The sequence below is a fragment of the Nonomuraea sp. NPDC001699 genome (assembly GCF_053596455.1).
The window spans coordinates 383,034-400,571 of sequence record NZ_JBSFGF010000008.1; the positions used below are offsets into that span (position 1 = coordinate 383,034).

Here is a 17,538-nt window from a genome sequence, read left to right on the forward strand (position 1 = left end):
TGCGGATCAGCGACGCCACACCCTCTCCACCCTGGCGATATGCGCATATACCACGACAAGCTTCTCGGTAGTAGTCCGTTACAGTCTTTCCATGCTGCGGGGGCGGGATGACGATCAGCGTGCTGTCGACGAGGTACTTGAGGGCGCGCGGGCTGGGCGAAGCGGCGCTCTCGTCATCTATGGAGACCCGGGGATCGGTAAGACCGCGCTGCTCTCCTATGTGACGGGCCGGGCCGCCGACGCGCGGGTCCTGCGTTGCGCCGGGGTGGAGACCGAGGCCGAGTTGCCGTTCGCTGCACTGCATCAGCTCCTGCGTCCCGCTCTGGCGCGGGTGGACTCCCTGCCCGAGCCGCAGGCGGCGGCCCTGCGCGGGGCGCTGGGTCTTGGCGCGGGCGGGGGTGAGGACCGCTTCGTGATCGGCCTGGCGACGCTCTCCCTGCTGTCGGAGCTCGCCGAGGAGGGCCCGCTGGTCTGCCTGGTGGACGACGCCCACTGGCTGGATCGGGCGTCCGCCGACGCGTTGCTGTTCGCGGCCAGGCGGCTGGACGCCGAGGGCATCGCGTTCATCTTCGCTTCGCGCGACGGCTTCCGCGCGCCCGGCCTGCCGGAACGGCGCCTGCGGCCGTTGGCCCCTGAGGCTGCCGCCGCGCTTCTGCGCGACTGCGACCCTGACCTGGCCGACGCGGTGAGGGCCAGGGTTCTCGCGGAGAGCGGCGGCAACCCGCTCGCGTTGATCGAGCTGCCCCGCACCGGGGACCGGCTCGCGCCCGCGCCTCTGCCGCGCCGCATCCAGGAAACCTACGGGGCCCGTATCGACGCGCTGCCGCGCCAGACGCGGCTGATGATCCTGGTCGCCGCGGTCGAGGGCACAGGGGACCTGGGTGTCGTCCTGCGCGGAGCCGAGTCGCTGGGCATCGGCCCGGAGGCGTTCGGCGCCGCCGAAGGTCTGGTCGCGGTCGATGGCGGCACGGTGACCTTCGCGCACCCGCTGATGCGGGCCGCCGCCCTCCACGTGGGCCTCCTGGACGAGCGCCTCGCCGTGCATCGCGCGCTGGCCGAGGTGCTGCATGACCAGGAGGACCGGCGGGCCTGGCATCTGGCCGCGGCGGCGCTCGGCCCCGACGAGCACGCGGCGGCCGCGCTGGAACGTACCGCGGAACGGGCCAGGGAACGGCAGGGGCACGCGGCCGCCGCCGCCGCGCTCGAACGGGCCGCGGAGCTGACCGCCGACCGCGTTCAGCTCGCCAGGCGGCTCACCGAGGCCGCCGTGGCCGCGGCGGACGCCGGTTCGCCCGAGCGGGCCCAGGAGCTGGCCGAACGCGCCGCTCCCCTGATCGACGCCCCTCGTCCCGCCGCTCGGCTGGCCGGGCTGCGCGCCAGGATCGCCTTCGAGCGCGGAGCCGTCCACACCGCGCACGACCAGCTCCTGGCGGGGGCCGTGCGCATCGCCGAACTGGACCCGGGCGCGGCCGGGCTCATGCTGGTGGACGCGGCACGCAACGCCTCGCAGCTCGGCGACCCCGCGCTGCTCGTAGAGGCGTCGAACCGGTTGCACGAGCTCCGTCTGGGCCCGGAGCACGGGCTGGACTCCGCCGTGGCGGCCGTCGCCGCCCGCGCGGAGTCGCTCATCGCGGGCCCGGCCAGGGCCCTGCCCGCCATGCGGCCGCTGGTGACCGACGCGCGCCGCATCGAACGCGGCTCGTACGGCCTGCGTCTCAACGCCGCGTTCGTCGCGGGGCTCGTCGGCGACTTCCCCGCGCAGCAGGAGATCTGCGCCGCCCTCGTCGAGGAGTGCCGCTCGCTGGGGACGACCGGGTGGTTGCCGATCGCGTACGCGACGCTGGCCTCCGCCGAGCTGCACCTGAACAGGTTTCGCAGCGCCATGTCCGATGCTGAGGAGGGGTTGCGGATCGCGCTGGACAGCGGCCAGCCCCACCGGACCGGCTATCTGGAGGGTGTCCTGGCCTGGCTGGCCGCCGTGCAGGGCGACGACGCGCGGTGTGCGGAGTTGGCCGTCCGGTGCCGGAATCAGTTCGCGCTGACCGGGATCGTGCACGGAATGGCCTGGGGTGAGTGGGCGCTGGCCATGCTCGACCTGAGCCGCGGCCGGCACGCGCTGGTGCTCGACCGGCTGGAGGAGGCTCAGGCCGGGCCGGTACGCCACCAGAACCAGGCCGTCTACTTCGCCGCCGACCAGGTGGAGGCCGCTGTGCGGGCCGGTGAGCCCGGACGGGCGGCGGAACCGCTGGCCCGGTTCGCCGAGTGGGCGGCCGCCGCCAGGATGGATTGGGCCGATGCCGTGCTGGCGCGCTGCAGGGCCCTGATGTCGGGGCAGGAGCAGCATTTCGTGACGGCCCTACGGCTGCACGGGCCGCGCGAACGTCCTATGGAGCGGGCCAGGACGGAGCTGCTCTACGGCGAGTGGCTGCGCCGCGAGCGCCGCAACAGGGATGCCCGCACGCACCTGCGGGCCGCGGTGGAGATCTTCCAGCGGCTGGGCGCGCAGCCGTGGGCCGGGCGGGCGGCCGGGGAGCTGCGCGCGGCCGGCGACAGCGGCGCCGTGTCCGTTCCCGCCGACAGGCGCGGCGACCTGTCGCCCCAGGAGCTGCAGATCGTCCGGCTGGCCGTGACGGGGCTGACCAACAGGGAGATCGGTGCTCGCCTGTTCATCAGCCCCAAGACCGTCAGCTACCACCTCTATCGCGCCTTTCCCAAGCTGGGCGTCTCCTCCAGGGTGGAGCTGGCCCGACTCGACCTCGGTGAGAACTAGCGAGGGCGTCGCAGGGCGGGCACAATCGAGGCGAGTACGCCGAGGAACGCGCATCCTCCAGCCACAGCGGCGACCGAGGACCACGGCAGGCTGATCGAGATCGGCCCCGCGAGCTGCACCAGGGAAGCCCACAGTCCGGCGAGGCTGACCGCCGCCACACCCGCGGCCAGGACGACGCCGATGGCGACGACCAGCAGAGCCTCGCCCGCGGCGTAGCGCAGCACCTGGTCGTGGGTCGCGCCGAACAGGCGCAGCGTGCCACGCTCGGCCTTGCGGCCGGAGGCCGCCATCAGCAGCGTGTTGACCAGCGCGATCGCAGCATAGGCCAGGATGATGCCGAGGACGACGAGCAGCCCGAGCCTGCTGGCCGAGCCACGCCGATCCCTGGTCTCCGCCACCCAGCTCGCCTTGGTGACGGCTCGCGCGTTGTGTCCGGAGACGGCGCGCTCCAATGCCGCCCGAACGGCGGCCGGTGACGTTCCCGGACGGAGCTTGAGGTAGGCGGCGGCCGTCGGCGCGGAGCGGGCCTGCGCTCGGGTGATGTAGGAATCGGCCGGTGCGTCGGCGCCGAGCAGTCCGACGACCTTGAGTGAGGCTTTGCTGCCGTCCGCGCGCCACACCCTCGCGGTCGCACCGAGCCTCATCTGCCAGGTCTCGGAGACGATGATGCCGTCATCGTCCAGATCGGCGAACGACCCCGCCGTCAGCGCCACATCCAGTACGGCGGGCAGCCGGGCCGGGTCGACGGCCTCGGCCGGGCGTTGGATGAGCACGGCGTCGCCTTCGAGGGTGTAGAGGCTGGTCGGCGCCGTGACCGCGACCTCCACGCCGGGAAGTGCGCGCAGGCGTTCGACGAGCTTGCGGTCCAGTCCTGCGCCACCGGTGGGGAGAACCAGGTAGTCGGCGCGCACCGGAGCCGCCTGCGCCGCGGCCTTGGCGGTGTCGGTCATCGCGGCGCCGCCGAGCAGCGCGGCGGCCAGGCCGACGGCGATGAGCACGGGAGCGGCGACCGCGGCGGTCTGCCGGGCGGAGGCGACGGCGGCGGCGGGCACCAGGGTTCCGCCCGCGCCGCGCAGGTGGTCCATCGGGGCGGCCAGGAGCCGGGTGACCGGCCGCACCAGGGCGGGGGCGAGTATCCCCGCACCGGCGACCAGCAGCATCACGATCGGCATGAACGACTTGTTGTTCGTCGCTCCTGCCGGGTCGCCGATGGCGGTCACAGCCATGCTGACCAGCGCCGTCCCGACGACGGCCGCGCCTATCACCCAGCGGCCCCACGTCATCGCTCGCGGCTCGACGGCCACCTCGCGCATGGCCTCGGCCGGACGTACCCGCCCCGCCCGCCCGGCCGCGAGCGCCACCCCGGAAAGTGCGACCACCACGCCGGTCGTGAAGGCCACGACGGACGGCCAGGTGTCGGTGCTCGGCACCAGCCAGCTCGGTGCCATCCCCAGCCCGACCAGCCAGTCCAGGATCGGACCTGCCAGGAAGGGGCCGATGACGGCGCCGGTCGCCGCCGCGATCACAGCGACGATTCCGGCCTCGCCATACAGCATCCTGCGTACCTGACCCGCGGTGGCGCCGACGGTGCGCAGCAGCGCGAACTCGCGCCGGCGCTGCACGACCGCGAAGGCGAACGTCGAGGACACCACGAAGATCGCGATGAATACGGCGAACCCTGCGGCGATGCCGACAATCGTGCCGGCGTTGTTCCTCGCCTGCTCGTCGCTGTCCCGGGTGGGGTCGAGGAGAGCTCGATCCTGCCCGGTCAGCACCCTGGCGGTGCTCCCGACCGCGGCGCGCACCTCCTGCGGCGGGAGCCACAGCGCCAGCGCGTCGATCCGCGACGAGAGCCTGGCCGCCTCCGTGTCGCTGAAGAACACGGTGCCCGGCGCGGTCGTCACCCCCACGACTGTGTACGGTCTCGCGCCCTGGGCCGTCACCACCCGCACCAGGTCGCCGACCCGGGCTCCCCCACTCACGACGATTTCCCCTGGCCCCGCCGGCGCGCCGCCTTCGACAAGCCGCTGGGGCGCGGTGCGTGAGGCGGACCAGGGACGCCCGACGGCGGCGGGGCCACCGGCGAGCTGCGCGGCGAAAACCCGGTCGGCGACCGCGTCGGGGAAGCGTCCGGCCAGGCTCGCCGGCAGTCCGCGCGGCTCGGCCAGCGGGGCGCTGGTCTCGCCCAGGTGGCCCTCGACTCTCAGCCGGTCGTCGGGCACCACCACCACGGGGGCCGAGGCATAGCGCTGCGGCCCCCTTTCCGGCGAGCCGACCGTAGTGGCAAGGACCTGCCCCATCGCGGCCATCAGCGCCGCGCCGAGCGCCAAGGCCAGGAACGTGCCGGCGAAGGACACCATGCGGGTACGCAGGGTGCTGAAGGCGATGGTCAGCATGCTTCCTCCAGCAGGAGCATCCGGGCGGCCACGACCTCGGCAGTGGGGTCGGGGAGCTCTCCGCAGATCCTGCCGTCGGCCAGGAACAGCACTCGGTCGGCGTACGCGGCGGCCACGGGGTCGTGGGTCACCATCACGATCGTCTGCGCGTGCAGGTCGACCAGGCCGCGCAGCAGGCGCAGCACGTCCCTGCTGGTGTTGGTGTCCAGGGCGCCGGTCGGCTCGTCCGCGAACAGCACGGCCGGCCTGGTCACCAGCGCCCGCGCGACGGCCACCCGCTGTTGCTGCCCGCCGGACAGTTCGGCGGGGCGGTGTCCCGCGCGGTCGGCGAGCCCGACCGCGTCCAGGCTGTGCCTGACCAACTCAGGGTCGGGACGACGGCCGGTCAGCCGCAGCGGCAACGCCACGTTCTGGGCGGCGGTGAGCGACGGCAGCAGGTTGAACGACTGGAAGACGAACCCGATCCGGTCGCGGCGCAGCAGGGTCAGCTTCCGCTCGCTCATCTTCGTCAGGTCCCTGCCGTCCACCATGACCTGGCCCGAGGTGGGTCTGTCCAGCCCGGCCGCGCACTGCAGCAAGGTCGACTTCCCTGAGCCGGACGGGCCCATCACGGCGGTGAAAGTGGCCTGGCGGAAGCCGACGCTCACGTCGTTGAGTGCGACGACACCGTGTGCGTAGTGTCTGCTCACCGACGTCAGCTCGACGGAGGTCTCAAGGCGTTCCATCAGTTTCACAGCGGTCCTGTCCGTTCCCATCAGCAGCGATATCCGTCACGAACGATAGAGAGGCCGGTCATCCCTCCGGTATCGGACAAGTGACTAGGAACTGCTCCGCCACGGACTAGACGGTCACCCGATTCCGGCCGCGCGCCGGCGTTCGTAGTGTTCCCTCATGACTTCCCCCTACCGCTTCGCCTTCCTCGCAGCACCGCTGCTCACCTTCACCTACGGCGTGATCCGGATCCTCGACGGCCTGGACGGCACCAGAGGGCCCGGCCCGGCATGGACCACCGGCCACCTGGCCTTCATCGCCGCAATGGCGATGTTCGTCTCCGTCTTCGTCCAGCTACGAAGACTGGCGGGCGGAAACCTGCTGTCCACTGTGATCATGTGGGTGGCCATCACCGGCGCTCTGGCACTGACGGGGCAGTTCACCGTCGACATCGTGGCGGGATTCGCGGCCGACGATCACTATGCCATGAGCATGATCACCAAAGAGGTCCACAGCATTCCCGTGATCTCGCTGGCCATCTACGACGTCGGCCCCTACCTGTTCTACCTCGGCCAGCTCGCGCTCATCATCCAGCTCGCCGTCATGCGCCGCGTCAAGGTGTGGACGCCGGTCCTGGTGATGACGGACCTGATGATGCCGTTCATCGACAAGGATCTGATCCCCCTCGGCGCCATCGTGCTGTTCATCTCCTTCGCGCCCCTGGCCCGCCGTCCCCGAAACCGTGCCCTGCCGCCTTCGTCCCCGCTGCGTGATTCCCCCGGGTTCATCGCAGCTTGACCGTCCCCCCAGGCCGGTACGAACGCCGACCCGGCGACCAAGTACCCCGTCACCGTCGACTCCGCGCTCACCATGTCACTCGACGGCGACGTCGATGTGGCCAACGACGGCACTGTGGGCGACCCCAGCAGGGAACTCCTCACAGAGGGATCGATCTTCGGTGTCCTTGACAGGACATACCTAAATCCAACGTCAATGCCTTTATTAGGCAGAACGTCCCCGGCGTGGGTGCTTCTCTGGACGGCCGCCGCTGTTGGGCTCGGGAAGCAGAGGCGTGATGAGGTCCCCTTGGGCGTCGGTCAGGTCTGAGGGGTAGCGCTGCGCCCAAACACGCTCTGACTCTGTCGGGGCTCCCGTGAGGCCGACGGCTACGCCGAGCGCGTCCGCGAAGCCAAACGGCGGCGCCCTCACCGACGTGATCCTCGACGCCGTCGGCGGCCCTGTTTTCGAGGCGGCCCCGCACGCGCCGGCCCCCTTCGTCCGCCTGATCTCCTACGGCACCTCCGGCGGGATCGAGGCCGCCCCATCGACCCCAGGATCCTGGGCGAGCGCAACATCGCCGTCGGCGGCTACTGGCTGGGCGCCCACCTGGACGCGGCGGCGGCCGGACCGGCCGACAGCGGCATCCACCCGTGTGACGAGGTCGCGATGAGGCATCCCTCCTCGGCCACCGGCTCAGTTGCGGACGGCTCGTTGCAGGACGGCTTGGATGTGATCCGGGTCGGCGGGAACGTTGTCGAGGAGGATCGCGGTGCACAGCCCGTCGGAGGCCGCGACGAGGGCGGCGATGGCCGCGGGGTCGTCGGTCAGCGTGGTGGCGAGTTCGGCGATGTTCTGCCGCCAGCGTCGTGCCACGGGTCGCAGTGCGGGGCGGCGGGCGGCCAGGGTCGCCAGCTCGCGTTCGGCCAGGGCGCGTTCACGTCCGGAGCCGGCGGACTCGGCGATGAGGTGGGCCAGGCCGCTGAGCTTGTCGCCGGGCTTGTCGATGATGTCGCGGATGCGGGCGGTGTAGGCGTCGGCGACCGTCGTGAGGGCGGCGACGAGCAGGTCGTCGAGGGTCGCGAAGTAGTAGGTGCTCAGGGACGTCGTGGTGCCGGCCTGCTTGGCGACCGTGCGGTGGGTGACGCCGGCCGCGCCGTCGCGGGTGACCACGGCAAGGGTGGCCTCGATGATCTCCGCGCGCCGTTTCTCGCCGCGCGCGCGGCGTCCGTCGACGTGCTCGCTGTCGTCGGCGGTGTCGTCCTTGCTGCTCCTCGGCACGACGCCCAGGATAGTCGGACCGTCGTTCAACCGTCGGTGTCACGGTTCTGCGTCTCCCCGAGCGCGGGCACGTGACGCAGCATCCAGAAGCACAGCGCCGTGGCGGCGGCGATGGCGACCCCCGCGACCAGGGAAGCGACATTGAGCCCGCTGGTGAAGGCCCGCTGCGCCGCCTCGACGGTCCCAGGCGGAAGGCTGCCGGTGATCGCCATGGTCGCGTTCAGGCTGTCGGCGAGGGCGCCGGAGCTCTCCGGCGTCAGACCTTCGGGCACCGTCACCTGGGTGCGGTAGACGGCGGTGGTGAGGCTGCCGAGCAGGGCGACGCCGATGGCGATGCCGAGCTCCTGGACCGTCTCGGAGATCGACGCCGCCGACCCGGACCGTGCTGCCGGCACCGCGCCCACCACCATGTCGGTGCCCAGGGCGGCGAGGGCGCCCAGCCCGAGATAGACGAACGTGAAGCCGGTCGCCACGGACACCTCGTCGTCGAGTCCCGCGGTGGCGAGCAGCGCGTAGCCGGCGAGGGACGCCCCGAGGGCGGCGCCCATGACCGAGCCAGGGCGGAAGCGCCGGGCGACCAGAGGAGCGCCGATGGCGGCGGCGACCATCGCCAGCGCCGGCGGCCCCATCCAGAGCCCCGCCTCGAAGGGTGTGAGCCCCTCGACGAGCTGGAGGTACTGCGTGACCAGGTACATCGAGCCCCCGACTCCGACCAGGCCGATGAGCAGCACGCCCAGGGCCACGACGAAGGCCCGGTTGCCGAACAGTGCCACGTCCAGCAGCGGATCGGGGAGGCGGCGTTGGCGGCGTACGAACACGATCGCGGCCAGAACGCCCGCCACGGCACAGACGAGGGCCGGGCCGCCGGAACCGTCGGAGGCGATGTGCTTGACGGCGTAGATGACCGGCAGGATCGCCGCCAGCGACAGGCCCACGCTGACCGGGTCGAGCCTTCCGCTGGACGGGGCCGCGTACTCGGGGAGCAGGGCGCGTGCCCCGGCCAGGACGACGAGGGCGACGGGCACCGCCGCCAGGAACGGCGCCCCCCACCAGAAGGAGTCCACCAGAGCTCCGCCCACGATCGGCCCGGCGGCCATGCCGAGCGCGAACATCGTGGCCCACACCCCGATCGCGACCGCGCGCTGACGCGCGTCGGGGAACAGGTTCGAGATCAGCGACAGCGTGGAGGGCATGAGCGTCGCCCCGGCCACCCCCAGCAGGGCTCGCGCGAGGATCAGCAGCTCGGCCGTGGGGGCGAAGGCGGCGAACACCGAGACCGCGGCGAAGGCGATCATCCCGGCCTTCAGCAACCGGCGCCGCCCGATCCGGTCGCCCAGCGTGCCCATGGTGACGAGGAACCCGGCGACGAGGAACCCGTAGGCATCCATGATCCACAGCAGTTGGGTGGCCGACGGTGACAGGTCGGCCGCCATGCTCGGTGCCACCAGGTACAGGACGGTCACGTCCAGCCCCAGCAGCACCGTCGGCATGGCCAGCAGTCCGAGGCCGGCCCACTGGCGCGTCCCTGCCCGCGTGAACTGTTGCCGCGTCATCACGTCCCCTTCGCTCTCATCATGTTGAACGCTAGTACAACTTGTACGAACGTTCAACATGATGGGTGCGGCGGGCTCGCGAAACCCGAGTCAGTGATCGCCGTGCGCGCCGGTGATGGCGGCGCCGATCTCCGTCATCCGCTCGGCCGCATAGCCGGGGTCGATCAGCGCCTCGGGGGTGTGGAGGCCGGGCGGCACGGGGGCGCCGCGCAGGCCGAGCAGCCGCTCGACGCCCAGGGCGATGCCGAGCGCCGTCAAGGGGCGCTGGCCCTCCGGGTGGAGGAGGTAGCGGGTCGTCCTGTGCGGTGCGCCCGCGCGGTCCACGCCTTCGAGGTCGATCCTGACCTCCGTGGACGCGGGCCCGCCGCGCCGCCTGCCCGACGACTCGCCGACCGCGAACGCGAAGCGCACGTTGGGCGCGCCCGTCGCGAGGGCCAGGCTCGGCACGTCGAGGATGGGGACGATCTGGCCGGGCAGCACGGTGCCGTCGACGCCGGTGACCTCCACCTCCGCGTCGGGGCCGGTGACCCAGTGGAAGACGCCGTCGCGGCGGAGGTGTCCCGCCGAGGTGGCGGCCAGCAGGCGTGCCATGTCGGCCGTGGCCGCGGGGCCGCCGCTGTCCTGTTCGTCCAGCACGCCGCCGATCTCGATGGTGTCGAGCCGGTCGAACTCCCCGGCGAGGCCGAGCACCGCGAGGACGACGAGGCCCGCGTACCAGTGGCTGGCCAGCAGGATCGGTGACGCGCCGGCGCGCAGGCCGGCGGCGACGACCTCGGGTCCGATGTCGACCAGGCCGCTGGAGATGCTGACGTACGGCAGGCCGCGGTCCTGTGCGTAACGCAGCCCGTTCAGGTGGCTGTCCCACACGGTCGCCACGACCGCCGAGTAGCCGTCGCTCCCCTTCAGGCCGAGGTCGCCTCTGCGCAGGTCGATGGTCGCGGCCGTCGCGCCGCCGAGTTCGTCGGCGACCCGCCGGGCGCGGCCGAGGTCGCGGCCCGCGATGGTCAGCGGCAGCTCCGGGTGCCAGCGGCGCAGCAGGGCCGCGGTCCCCGCGCCCGCCTGGCCGGATCCGCCCATGATCAGTACGGAGTGCTCCACGGTGATGTCCTCTCCTTAACCTACATTCTGTAAGTTACATTTTGTAGCTTAAGATGGGAGGCGACGCAAGGGAGGACGATGACCACCGGATCGACCCGCCTGTCCAAGCCGGCCAGACGGGAGCAGCTGCTCGACACCGCCATGGCGATCGTGCGCGCCCACGGCACCGACGGCCTCACGCTGCTCAGCCTGGCCGAGGCCGCCGGGGTCAGCAGGCCGGTCGTCTACGACCACTTCGGCACCCGTCCCGGCCTGCTGATCGCGCTCTACCGGCGGCTCGACGAGCGGCACCGGGCCGCCGCGGAGCAGGCCCTGCGCGACGCCCCGGCGCTCCCCCGCGAGATCGCGCGCGTCCTGAGCGCCGCCTACTTCGCCTGCGCCACCGACATGCCCGAGTGGACCGCCATCTCGGCGGCGCTCAAGGGGAACCAGGAGATGGAGGCGATCGAGCGCGACCTGCTCGACGGCTACACGGACCTGATGGCCACCGCCCTGCGGCCGCACTCCGGGCTCACGCGGGAAGCCCTCCGGCTGCGCTGCGTCGGCGTGCTGGGCGCGGCCGAGGCCATCGCCGCGGAGCTGAACCGGGGACGTGCCACCGCCGCCGCGGCCATCGCGGCGCTGACGGACCTGACCGTCGGCAGCATCGACGCCGCAGCTCAGACCTGACGCTGTCGCGGGGTCAGCACGTGACCGTGAGCGTGGGACCGGTCAGCACGGTGGTGCCGCTGGTGACCACGCCGAAGGTGTTCTTCTTCATGCTCTTGCACGTCGCCCGGACATGGAAGGCCCCCATCTGGTCGCTGCCAGTGCGGGATGCCGAGGATCTTCGTCTTCTGCAGCGCCATCCACCACGAGCCGTTCCTGCTGCCCTCAGGTGCCGCTCTCCGTGCCGGAGCGCGCCGGGAGATGACGATCCCGGCGCGCTCCAGGGGCTGCGGGCGTCAGGTCACGGGTTGGCCTTCGGGGTGATCAGGTGCAGCAGGCCCGGCGTCATGGCGTTGCGCATGGCGTAGACCATCTGGTCGATCGTCATGTAGTGGTGCTTGGCCTCCTGCGGGTCCCACACCCGGAACCGGTACGTCTGGCCGCCGCCGCTCGTCGGCTGGGTGGAGAAGCCGTGGATGACCACGTAGTGCCGCAGCAGGCCGTTGTTGACATCGACCCAGGGCAGGTAGTCGGACTTGGCGAGCAGGATGGACGGCTGGCCCTTGGTCGTCAGCGACCACCACACCGCGCTGAAGGTGTTGGCGATGGCCACCGCGTTGTCCTCGTCGGTGTTGCGCAGGTAGTTCTGGTTGTAGGTGTAGCCGACGATCGTGTTGCCGTAGTGGGCCATGTTGGTGGGCAGGGTGCCGAGCTGGCTGGTACCGACCTCGTCGGCGATCTCCCGCTGGGAGGGCACGGGATCGGCGCCGGTGGTGGACAGCACCGCCTGCATCGCCGTCGGCCCGCAGAAGGTGTTGTTCTCCTGGGCCGTGCCGCGGAAGCGCAGGTCGCCGACGTTGCGGTTCTGGGTGTCGCCGTTGAAGGCGTAGGCGACGCTCAGCTCCACCGTTCCGATGAACTGGGGACGCCAGGCCGTGGCGCAGGACCGTACCGAGTCCAGCAGGGCCGATTCGCAGCGCACCTCCACGCTGGAGCCCGATCCCGGCAGGTCGGACAATCGCAGGTTCAGGTGCGCGCGGGTGACGGTCGGCCTGGCCGGGAAGACGTAGGCGACGCCGCGCACCTCCTCCCAGCCGCGCTCCTTGCGGAACTCCAGGCAGGTCATGTTCCAGCCGCCGCCGGGCACGGTGTCGAGCCTGGTGGTGCAGTTCTCCTTGTCCGGCTCGTCGTAGCCGGGGTCGCCGGACCGCTCCCAGACCGTGGAGGAGTCGGCCAGCGGCGAGACCACCGCGTAGATCGGCGAGCCGTGCCCGCCGGGGTGGGCGCCGTACGGGGAGAAGGAGGTGACCTTCGTGACCGCGTTGCCGTAGTTGCCCTCGATGGTGGTGATCAGTCCGTTGCCGTCCACCTCCACCACCACACCGACATGGGTGCTGTTGCCCGCGCTCGTGCCGTACAGCACCAGGTCGCCCGGTCGGATGTCGCTGAGCGAGCGCAACGTGCCGCGGCTCTTGCCCCACCAGTAGAAGTCGCCGCTGTAGGGCAGGAACACGTCGATGCCGGCGTGCCGCCACGTCCAGCTCGCGAACATGCTGCACCAGGCCCAGCCGCACTTGACCGAGCCGCCCGAGCCGTAGGGGTTGCAGTTGTCGCCCCACTCGGCGACGCCGAGCTGGCTGTAGGCGGCCCGCACGATCTGGTCGCGCACGTTGCCGCGGTCGACGGTGCCGCTGCCCGGGGGCATCGGCGTGCCGGGGTTTCCGGTGCCGCCACCGCCGCCCGCGGGCTTGGGGTCGTTGTCGCAGCGCGGCAGGATGATGTCGGACGAGCCGGTCTTGACGTAGTAGTCGGCCACCCAGAGCCCGTCGAGGGTTTTGTCCCAGACGGCCGAGCCGCCGTAGTTGAACTCACCATAGGCCTGGCAGACGATCGCGATGTAGCTGTTGCCGGCGTACCTGTCCTCCTCGCGGGCCGAGCTCAGGCTCTTGCCGTGGTAGCCGTTGAGCGTCGTGCGCACCAGGTAGCGGTTCCCGCCGCCGCCCGAGGGGCCGTCGTTGTCGCAGCGGTTCATGACGATGTCGGTGGAGCCGGTGCGCACGTAGTAGTCGGCCACCCACAGCCCGTCGACGGTCTTGTCCCAGACGGTTGAGCCGCCGTAGTTCGTCTCGCCGTAGGCCTGGCAGACGATGGTGATGTAGCTCTCCTCGGAGTACTTGTCCTCCTCGCGGGCCGAGCTCAGGCTCTTGCCGTGGTAGCCGTTGAGCGTCGTGCGGATCGGGAACTGGCGGCCGCCGCCCGGCTGCGTGCCGCCGCCGCCCGGGATGCCGAGCGAGGAGCAGGAGGGCATGCCCGGTATCCAGCCGGTGGTGCCGGTGCTGATGTGGACGTCGGGCACCCACAGCCCCTGGGAGGTGTAGTCCCACAGCGTGCTGCCGTTGACGGCGCCGCCGTAGTCCTGGCACTTGATGAGGATCTGGCTGTCACGCATGTAGGCGTCGATCCGTACCCGGTCGTCGGGGTTGGCGCTGCCCCTGCCGTCCAGGTCGACCTTGACCCGGTACGGTCCGTGCAGCGAGCCCTTGTTCGCGTAGCCGTCGATCCCGATCGACAGGCAGCGGGGGACGTCGGGCAGGAAGCCGTCGATCCCGGTGCGCACGTAGGTGTCGGGCACCCACACCTTCTTGGTGGTGTAGTCCCAGACGGCGCTCCCGCCGACCGCCGGACCGGTGTCCTGGCAGACGATGATGACGTCGGCGTCGGCGAGGTAGGCGTCGGTGCTGACGCGATCGTCCGGGTCCATGCTGCCCCGGCCGTCGATGTCGACCTTCGCCTTGTACGGCCCCGCGTCCGCCACCGCCGTGGTGACGCTGACCAGCGACAACGGCCAGATGACCGACAAGGCGAGCACAATCGTCACTAACTTGCGAAGAACGTGTCCCATACGCGCGGAACTCCCTGGGTGGCGAGGAACGATGCACGATCACGGGGCATGCTGATCATCGTCGCCGTGGCGGCCGACCTCGCTCATCGCCCACACCCCGACAGCTTGCTACGGCGGCGCGCCGCGGTCGTTAGCGTGGGACGCAGACTTTCTACGCACCAGGCGCACCCCGCGGTTCCCGCAGCGCCGTCACGCTGTGGCGGTAGTGCCTGGGCGACATCCCGTACGCCGCGCGGAAGGACCGGCTGAAGTCGGCGGCCCGCGGGAACCCCCAGCGGGCCGCGACGGCCTGGATCGACAACGTGTGCAGCCGCGGATCGGCCAGGTCGGCGCGGCAATGTTCGAGGCGCCGCCGCCTGATCCAGTCGGTCAGTGTGGTGCCCTGACGCTGGAAGAGCACCTGCAGGTGACGCACGGAGATGTGGTGACGGGCCGCGACGACCCCAGGCCCCAGTTGAGCGTCACCCAGATGGTGCTCGACGAACGCGCAGATCTGCGCCATGAGGCTCCGGTCCCGGGTCTCGGGCGCCAGCCGGTACTGGGCGTTCAGCCGGTGGGCCAGGAAGGCGTGGGCCAGGTCCAGGGTGGTCGCGCCCAGCCGGGTCGCGTCCTGAGGAGACATGGCGGGAACCTCGCGCACCAGGGTCCTGAGGTAGGTGGCGAGCACCGCGCTCAGCCCCCCGGTGGCGGGCATCCTGCGCGACAGCAGGCCGTCCACCTGCCGTTCGGGCAGCGGCAGCCCGGCGCGCGGCAGGTGCATGATGATGGCCTGCGCCTGGTGCGGCCCGTCGAAGGCACCGCCGCCGTAGGGACGCGAGGTCTGCCACATCACCAGGTCACCGGCGGTCATCCGGGTGTCGTCCCGGTTCTGGCAGATCCACATCTCGCCGCCGACGATCAGCGTCAGCTCGTACGCCTCGGGGTCGGAGCGGCGGATCAGCGCCGGGGTCCGCACCGACGTGAGCGCCGGGAAGGAGGTGGTGGTGAGCTGGACGACGCCCAGGTCGATGACTCCGGCGGTGGCACGGAAGTCGGCCATGTGGTCGCTCGTGATGCGGGTGGGTCCCACATCCCGGCTGATCATGTCGCACCACCAACCGAAGCGTTCCTCGGCCGGCAGGTCCGTGCTCTTCAGGACGACGAAGCTCATCTGCGCAACCTCCACTACTGGACGACCGCCGGCTCCCATGATCGACCAGCGGCGAAGAGCCGGCAGCCTCTGATCGGAGGGCGATGCCGACCGGGCCCTGGCACGTTTGGGCGAAGTCGCTCGCGCCGCAGCCTCCCAGGGCGCTGGACAGAAGGAACTGCGAGCTTCGGAGCGACGATGACGGCCCTGGCAGTCTCCCCCGGACCTTCGCCCCGGAGTCGTCCACCCCGGGACGGAACTCGCCGATCGGGCGCGCCGGAGCGGGCCGGACGGCGAGGGCTACGGGCGCTCGGGCGTACCCAGCAGGCCGCGGTTGTACGCCTCCGCCACCGCCGACGCGCGGTCGTTGACGTCGAGTTTCGCGTAGATGTTCAGCAGGTGCGTCTTGACCGTGGCCTCGGTGATGAACAGCCGGGCGGCCGCCTTGCGGTTGCTGTGGCTGGCCGCGACCAGCCGTAACACCTCCAGCTCGCGCTGGCTCAACGGCCCGGTCGAAGGCGCCGGGGTGCGGAGCCGGCTCATCAGGCGGGCGGCCACCGACGGCGAGAGCGCGGCCTCGCCGCGCGCGGCAGAGCGTACGGCACGGACGAGTTCCTCGCGCGGCGCGTCCTTGAGCAGGTAGCCGGTGGCGCCCGCCTCGATCGCGGGCAGCACGTGGCTGTCGGTGTCGTACGTCGTCAGCACCAGCACCCGGGCCGGCACGCCGCGCCTGGCCAGCTCGCCGATCGCGGTGACGCCGTCCATACCCGGCATCCGCAGGTCCATCAGGATCACATCCGGCGCGAGGGCCTCGGCCAGCCGGACCGCCTCGGCCCCGTCCGACGCCTCCCCCACCACGGTGAACTCCGGATCGCGGGCGAACATGCTGCTCAGCCCGTCACGCACGACCGGGTGGTCGTCGACGACGAGCAGCTTGATCGCGTCACTCATGTGCCTGCCTCCGGCGTGTGCGCGGGCAGGCAGGCCGAGATCCCGGTCCCGCCGCCCAGCTCCGATTCGATTCGCAAAGCGCCCGACAGCGCCTCGATCCGCTGCCGCATCGCCACCAGCCCGAAGCCCCCGTCGTGACCAGCGCGCGCGTCCAGGTCGAAGCCGGGGCCGTCGTCGCGGACGTCGAGCACCGCCTGCCGGTCGGTGTAGGAGAGGGTGAGGCCGACGCGGGTGGCGGTGGGCGCGTGCTTGGCGACGTTGGCCAGCGCCTCCTGGGCGACCCGTAACAGGGCGACCTCGGCCTGCGGGGGCATCGTCCGGGTCTCGCCGGTGACGGCCACCTGGACCGGAAGGCCGTGGCGCGCCGACCACTTGGCCGCCACCTCGGTGACGGCGTCGGCCAGCCGGCCGGACTCCAGGGGTTCGGGACGCAGCTCGTTCACCGAGCGCCGCGCCTCGGTGAGGCTCTCCCTGGCCAGCGCGGTCGCCGCCGCGTGGTGCCGCCGCCACGCGGCCGGGTCGTCGGCCGCCTGCTCGGCCGCCTGCAACTGCGTGACGATGCCGGTCAGGCCCTGGGCCAGGATGTCGTGGATCTCCCGCGCCATCCGGGCCCGCTCGTCCAGCACGCCGGTCTCATGAGCCTGCTCGACCAGCCGTTCCTGGAGTGCCGCGTTCTCGGCCAGGGCCGCGGCCAGCCGGGCGTTGGCCTCCCTGCTCTCGCGCAGCGCCGTCTCCCGTGCCGCGTAGTAGCGTGCGCCGACCTCGCTGAGCCAGGCCATCAGGCACATCGGCACGACGTTGACGGTCAGGACCCCCAGGTACTCCAGCAGGCCCGTCCAGGTGCCGAAGTCCAGGCCGGCCGACTGCGCCGTGCCCGCCACCACCGCGACGCCCGCGATGAAGTACAGCTCACGCGGCCAGCCGATGATCCGGAAGGCGTAGAAGTACAGCGCGGGCGTGTAGACGCCGAACCACGGATCGCGTACGACCATGACCAGCCCGAACAGGATCAGGCCCGCGATGAACACGCTCATCACGCCGACTCGCCCGCGCCACTGCGGGTGCAGCGTGAAGAGCACGAGCTTCCACACCGCGGCTGCCGCGCAGAGCGCGAGGTCGAGGGCGAGCGAGCCCGGCTGGTCGTGCTTGACGACGATCGTCAGGGCGGCCATGACGGCCAGCAGCACGTACGGGACCACGGTGATCATGGGAAGGAGCCGTCGCTCCCAGCCCGCCGGCGCGGCCATCCGCCAATTGTCCATCGCTCACCTGCTCCCAGAACAATCTAGCCGCTGCCGTCGATACTCCCGCGCCGCTGGAAG

12 protein-coding genes and 1 pseudogene are annotated in these 17,538 nt (G+C 71.6%); 3 read left to right on the top strand and 10 right to left on the bottom strand.

From position 1 onward, the window contains the following. The first annotated feature begins 91 nt into the window (after positions 1-91). Positions 92-2,770, top strand: coding sequence for an ATP-binding protein (locus tag ACWCSU_RS26155; protein ID WP_449938259.1), 2,679 nt, complete (start codon positions 92-94; stop codon positions 2,768-2,770). Here ACWCSU_RS26155 and ACWCSU_RS26160 read toward each other — a convergent pair. Together ACWCSU_RS26160 and ACWCSU_RS26165 are read right to left on the bottom strand one after the other, a co-directional pair. Then, entirely contained in the window at positions 2,767-5,166 is a 2,400-nt protein-coding gene (locus ACWCSU_RS26160) for an FtsX-like permease family protein (protein WP_449938261.1), read from the bottom strand. The two genes, ACWCSU_RS26155 and ACWCSU_RS26160, sit on opposite strands and share 4 nt — an antisense overlap. Beyond that, entirely contained in the window at positions 5,160-5,891 is a 732-nt protein-coding gene (locus tag ACWCSU_RS26165; protein ID WP_352364994.1) for an ABC transporter ATP-binding protein, read from the bottom strand. The genes ACWCSU_RS26160 and ACWCSU_RS26165 overlap by 7 nt, the downstream gene beginning before the upstream one ends. A gap of 166 nt (positions 5,892-6,057) precedes the next feature. Here ACWCSU_RS26165 and ACWCSU_RS26170 point away from each other — a divergent pair, with 166 nt between their 5' ends. Next, positions 6,058-6,675: a hypothetical protein gene (locus tag ACWCSU_RS26170; protein ID WP_364100472.1), complete on the top strand. Its 618-nt coding sequence runs from the start codon at positions 6,058-6,060 to the stop codon at positions 6,673-6,675. Between the two features lie 219 nt (positions 6,676-6,894). Here ACWCSU_RS26170 and ACWCSU_RS26175 read toward each other — a convergent pair. The 4 genes and pseudogenes from ACWCSU_RS26175 to ACWCSU_RS26190 form a co-directional block, all read right to left on the bottom strand. Continuing rightward, positions 6,895-6,978 (bottom strand): annotated as a pseudogene (locus ACWCSU_RS26175) (transposase); the annotation flags it as partial. A 372-nt stretch (positions 6,979-7,350) separates the two neighbouring features. Beyond that, positions 7,351-7,935 (bottom strand): TetR/AcrR family transcriptional regulator, encoded by a 585-nt coding sequence (locus ACWCSU_RS26180; protein ID WP_357703749.1) that lies wholly within the window; start codon positions 7,933-7,935, stop codon positions 7,351-7,353. Between the two features lie 26 nt (positions 7,936-7,961). Then, entirely contained in the window at positions 7,962-9,488 is a 1,527-nt protein-coding gene (locus tag ACWCSU_RS26185) for an MFS transporter (protein ID WP_449938265.1), read from the bottom strand. 90 nt (positions 9,489-9,578) lie between these two features. Beyond that, positions 9,579-10,586, bottom strand: coding sequence for a hypothetical protein (locus tag ACWCSU_RS26190; protein ID WP_449938267.1), 1,008 nt, complete (start codon positions 10,584-10,586; stop codon positions 9,579-9,581). Between the two features lie 78 nt (positions 10,587-10,664). Here ACWCSU_RS26190 and ACWCSU_RS26195 point away from each other — a divergent pair, with 78 nt between their 5' ends. Next, positions 10,665-11,255 (top strand): TetR/AcrR family transcriptional regulator, encoded by a 591-nt coding sequence (locus ACWCSU_RS26195; RefSeq protein WP_449938270.1) that lies wholly within the window; start codon positions 10,665-10,667, stop codon positions 11,253-11,255. Between the two features lie 280 nt (positions 11,256-11,535). Here the strand turns inward: ACWCSU_RS26195 and ACWCSU_RS26200 are convergent, their stop codons facing one another. From ACWCSU_RS26200 to ACWCSU_RS26215, 4 genes are all read right to left on the bottom strand, one after another. Continuing rightward, a complete protein-coding gene (locus ACWCSU_RS26200; protein WP_449938272.1) occupies positions 11,536-14,094 on the bottom strand; it encodes a C39 family peptidase in 2,559 nt (852 codons plus the stop codon). Positions 14,095-14,287: 193 nt separating this feature from the next. Next, the gene (locus ACWCSU_RS26205; RefSeq protein WP_449938274.1) at positions 14,288-15,286 is read right to left on the bottom strand and encodes an AraC-like ligand-binding domain-containing protein; all 999 of its coding nucleotides are present in this window, start codon (positions 15,284-15,286) and stop codon (positions 14,288-14,290) included. Between the two features lie 279 nt (positions 15,287-15,565). Further along, complete coding sequence (locus ACWCSU_RS26210) at positions 15,566-16,216, bottom strand: response regulator transcription factor (protein WP_364100445.1); 651 nt, start codon at positions 16,214-16,216, stop codon at positions 15,566-15,568. Continuing rightward, positions 16,213-17,478 carry a sensor histidine kinase gene (locus tag ACWCSU_RS26215; protein WP_449938277.1) on the bottom strand — a complete coding sequence of 422 codons (1,266 nt, stop codon included), beginning with the start codon at positions 17,476-17,478 and terminating at the stop codon, positions 16,213-16,215. The genes ACWCSU_RS26210 and ACWCSU_RS26215 overlap by 4 nt, the downstream gene beginning before the upstream one ends. Positions 17,479-17,538 lie beyond the last annotated feature (60 nt).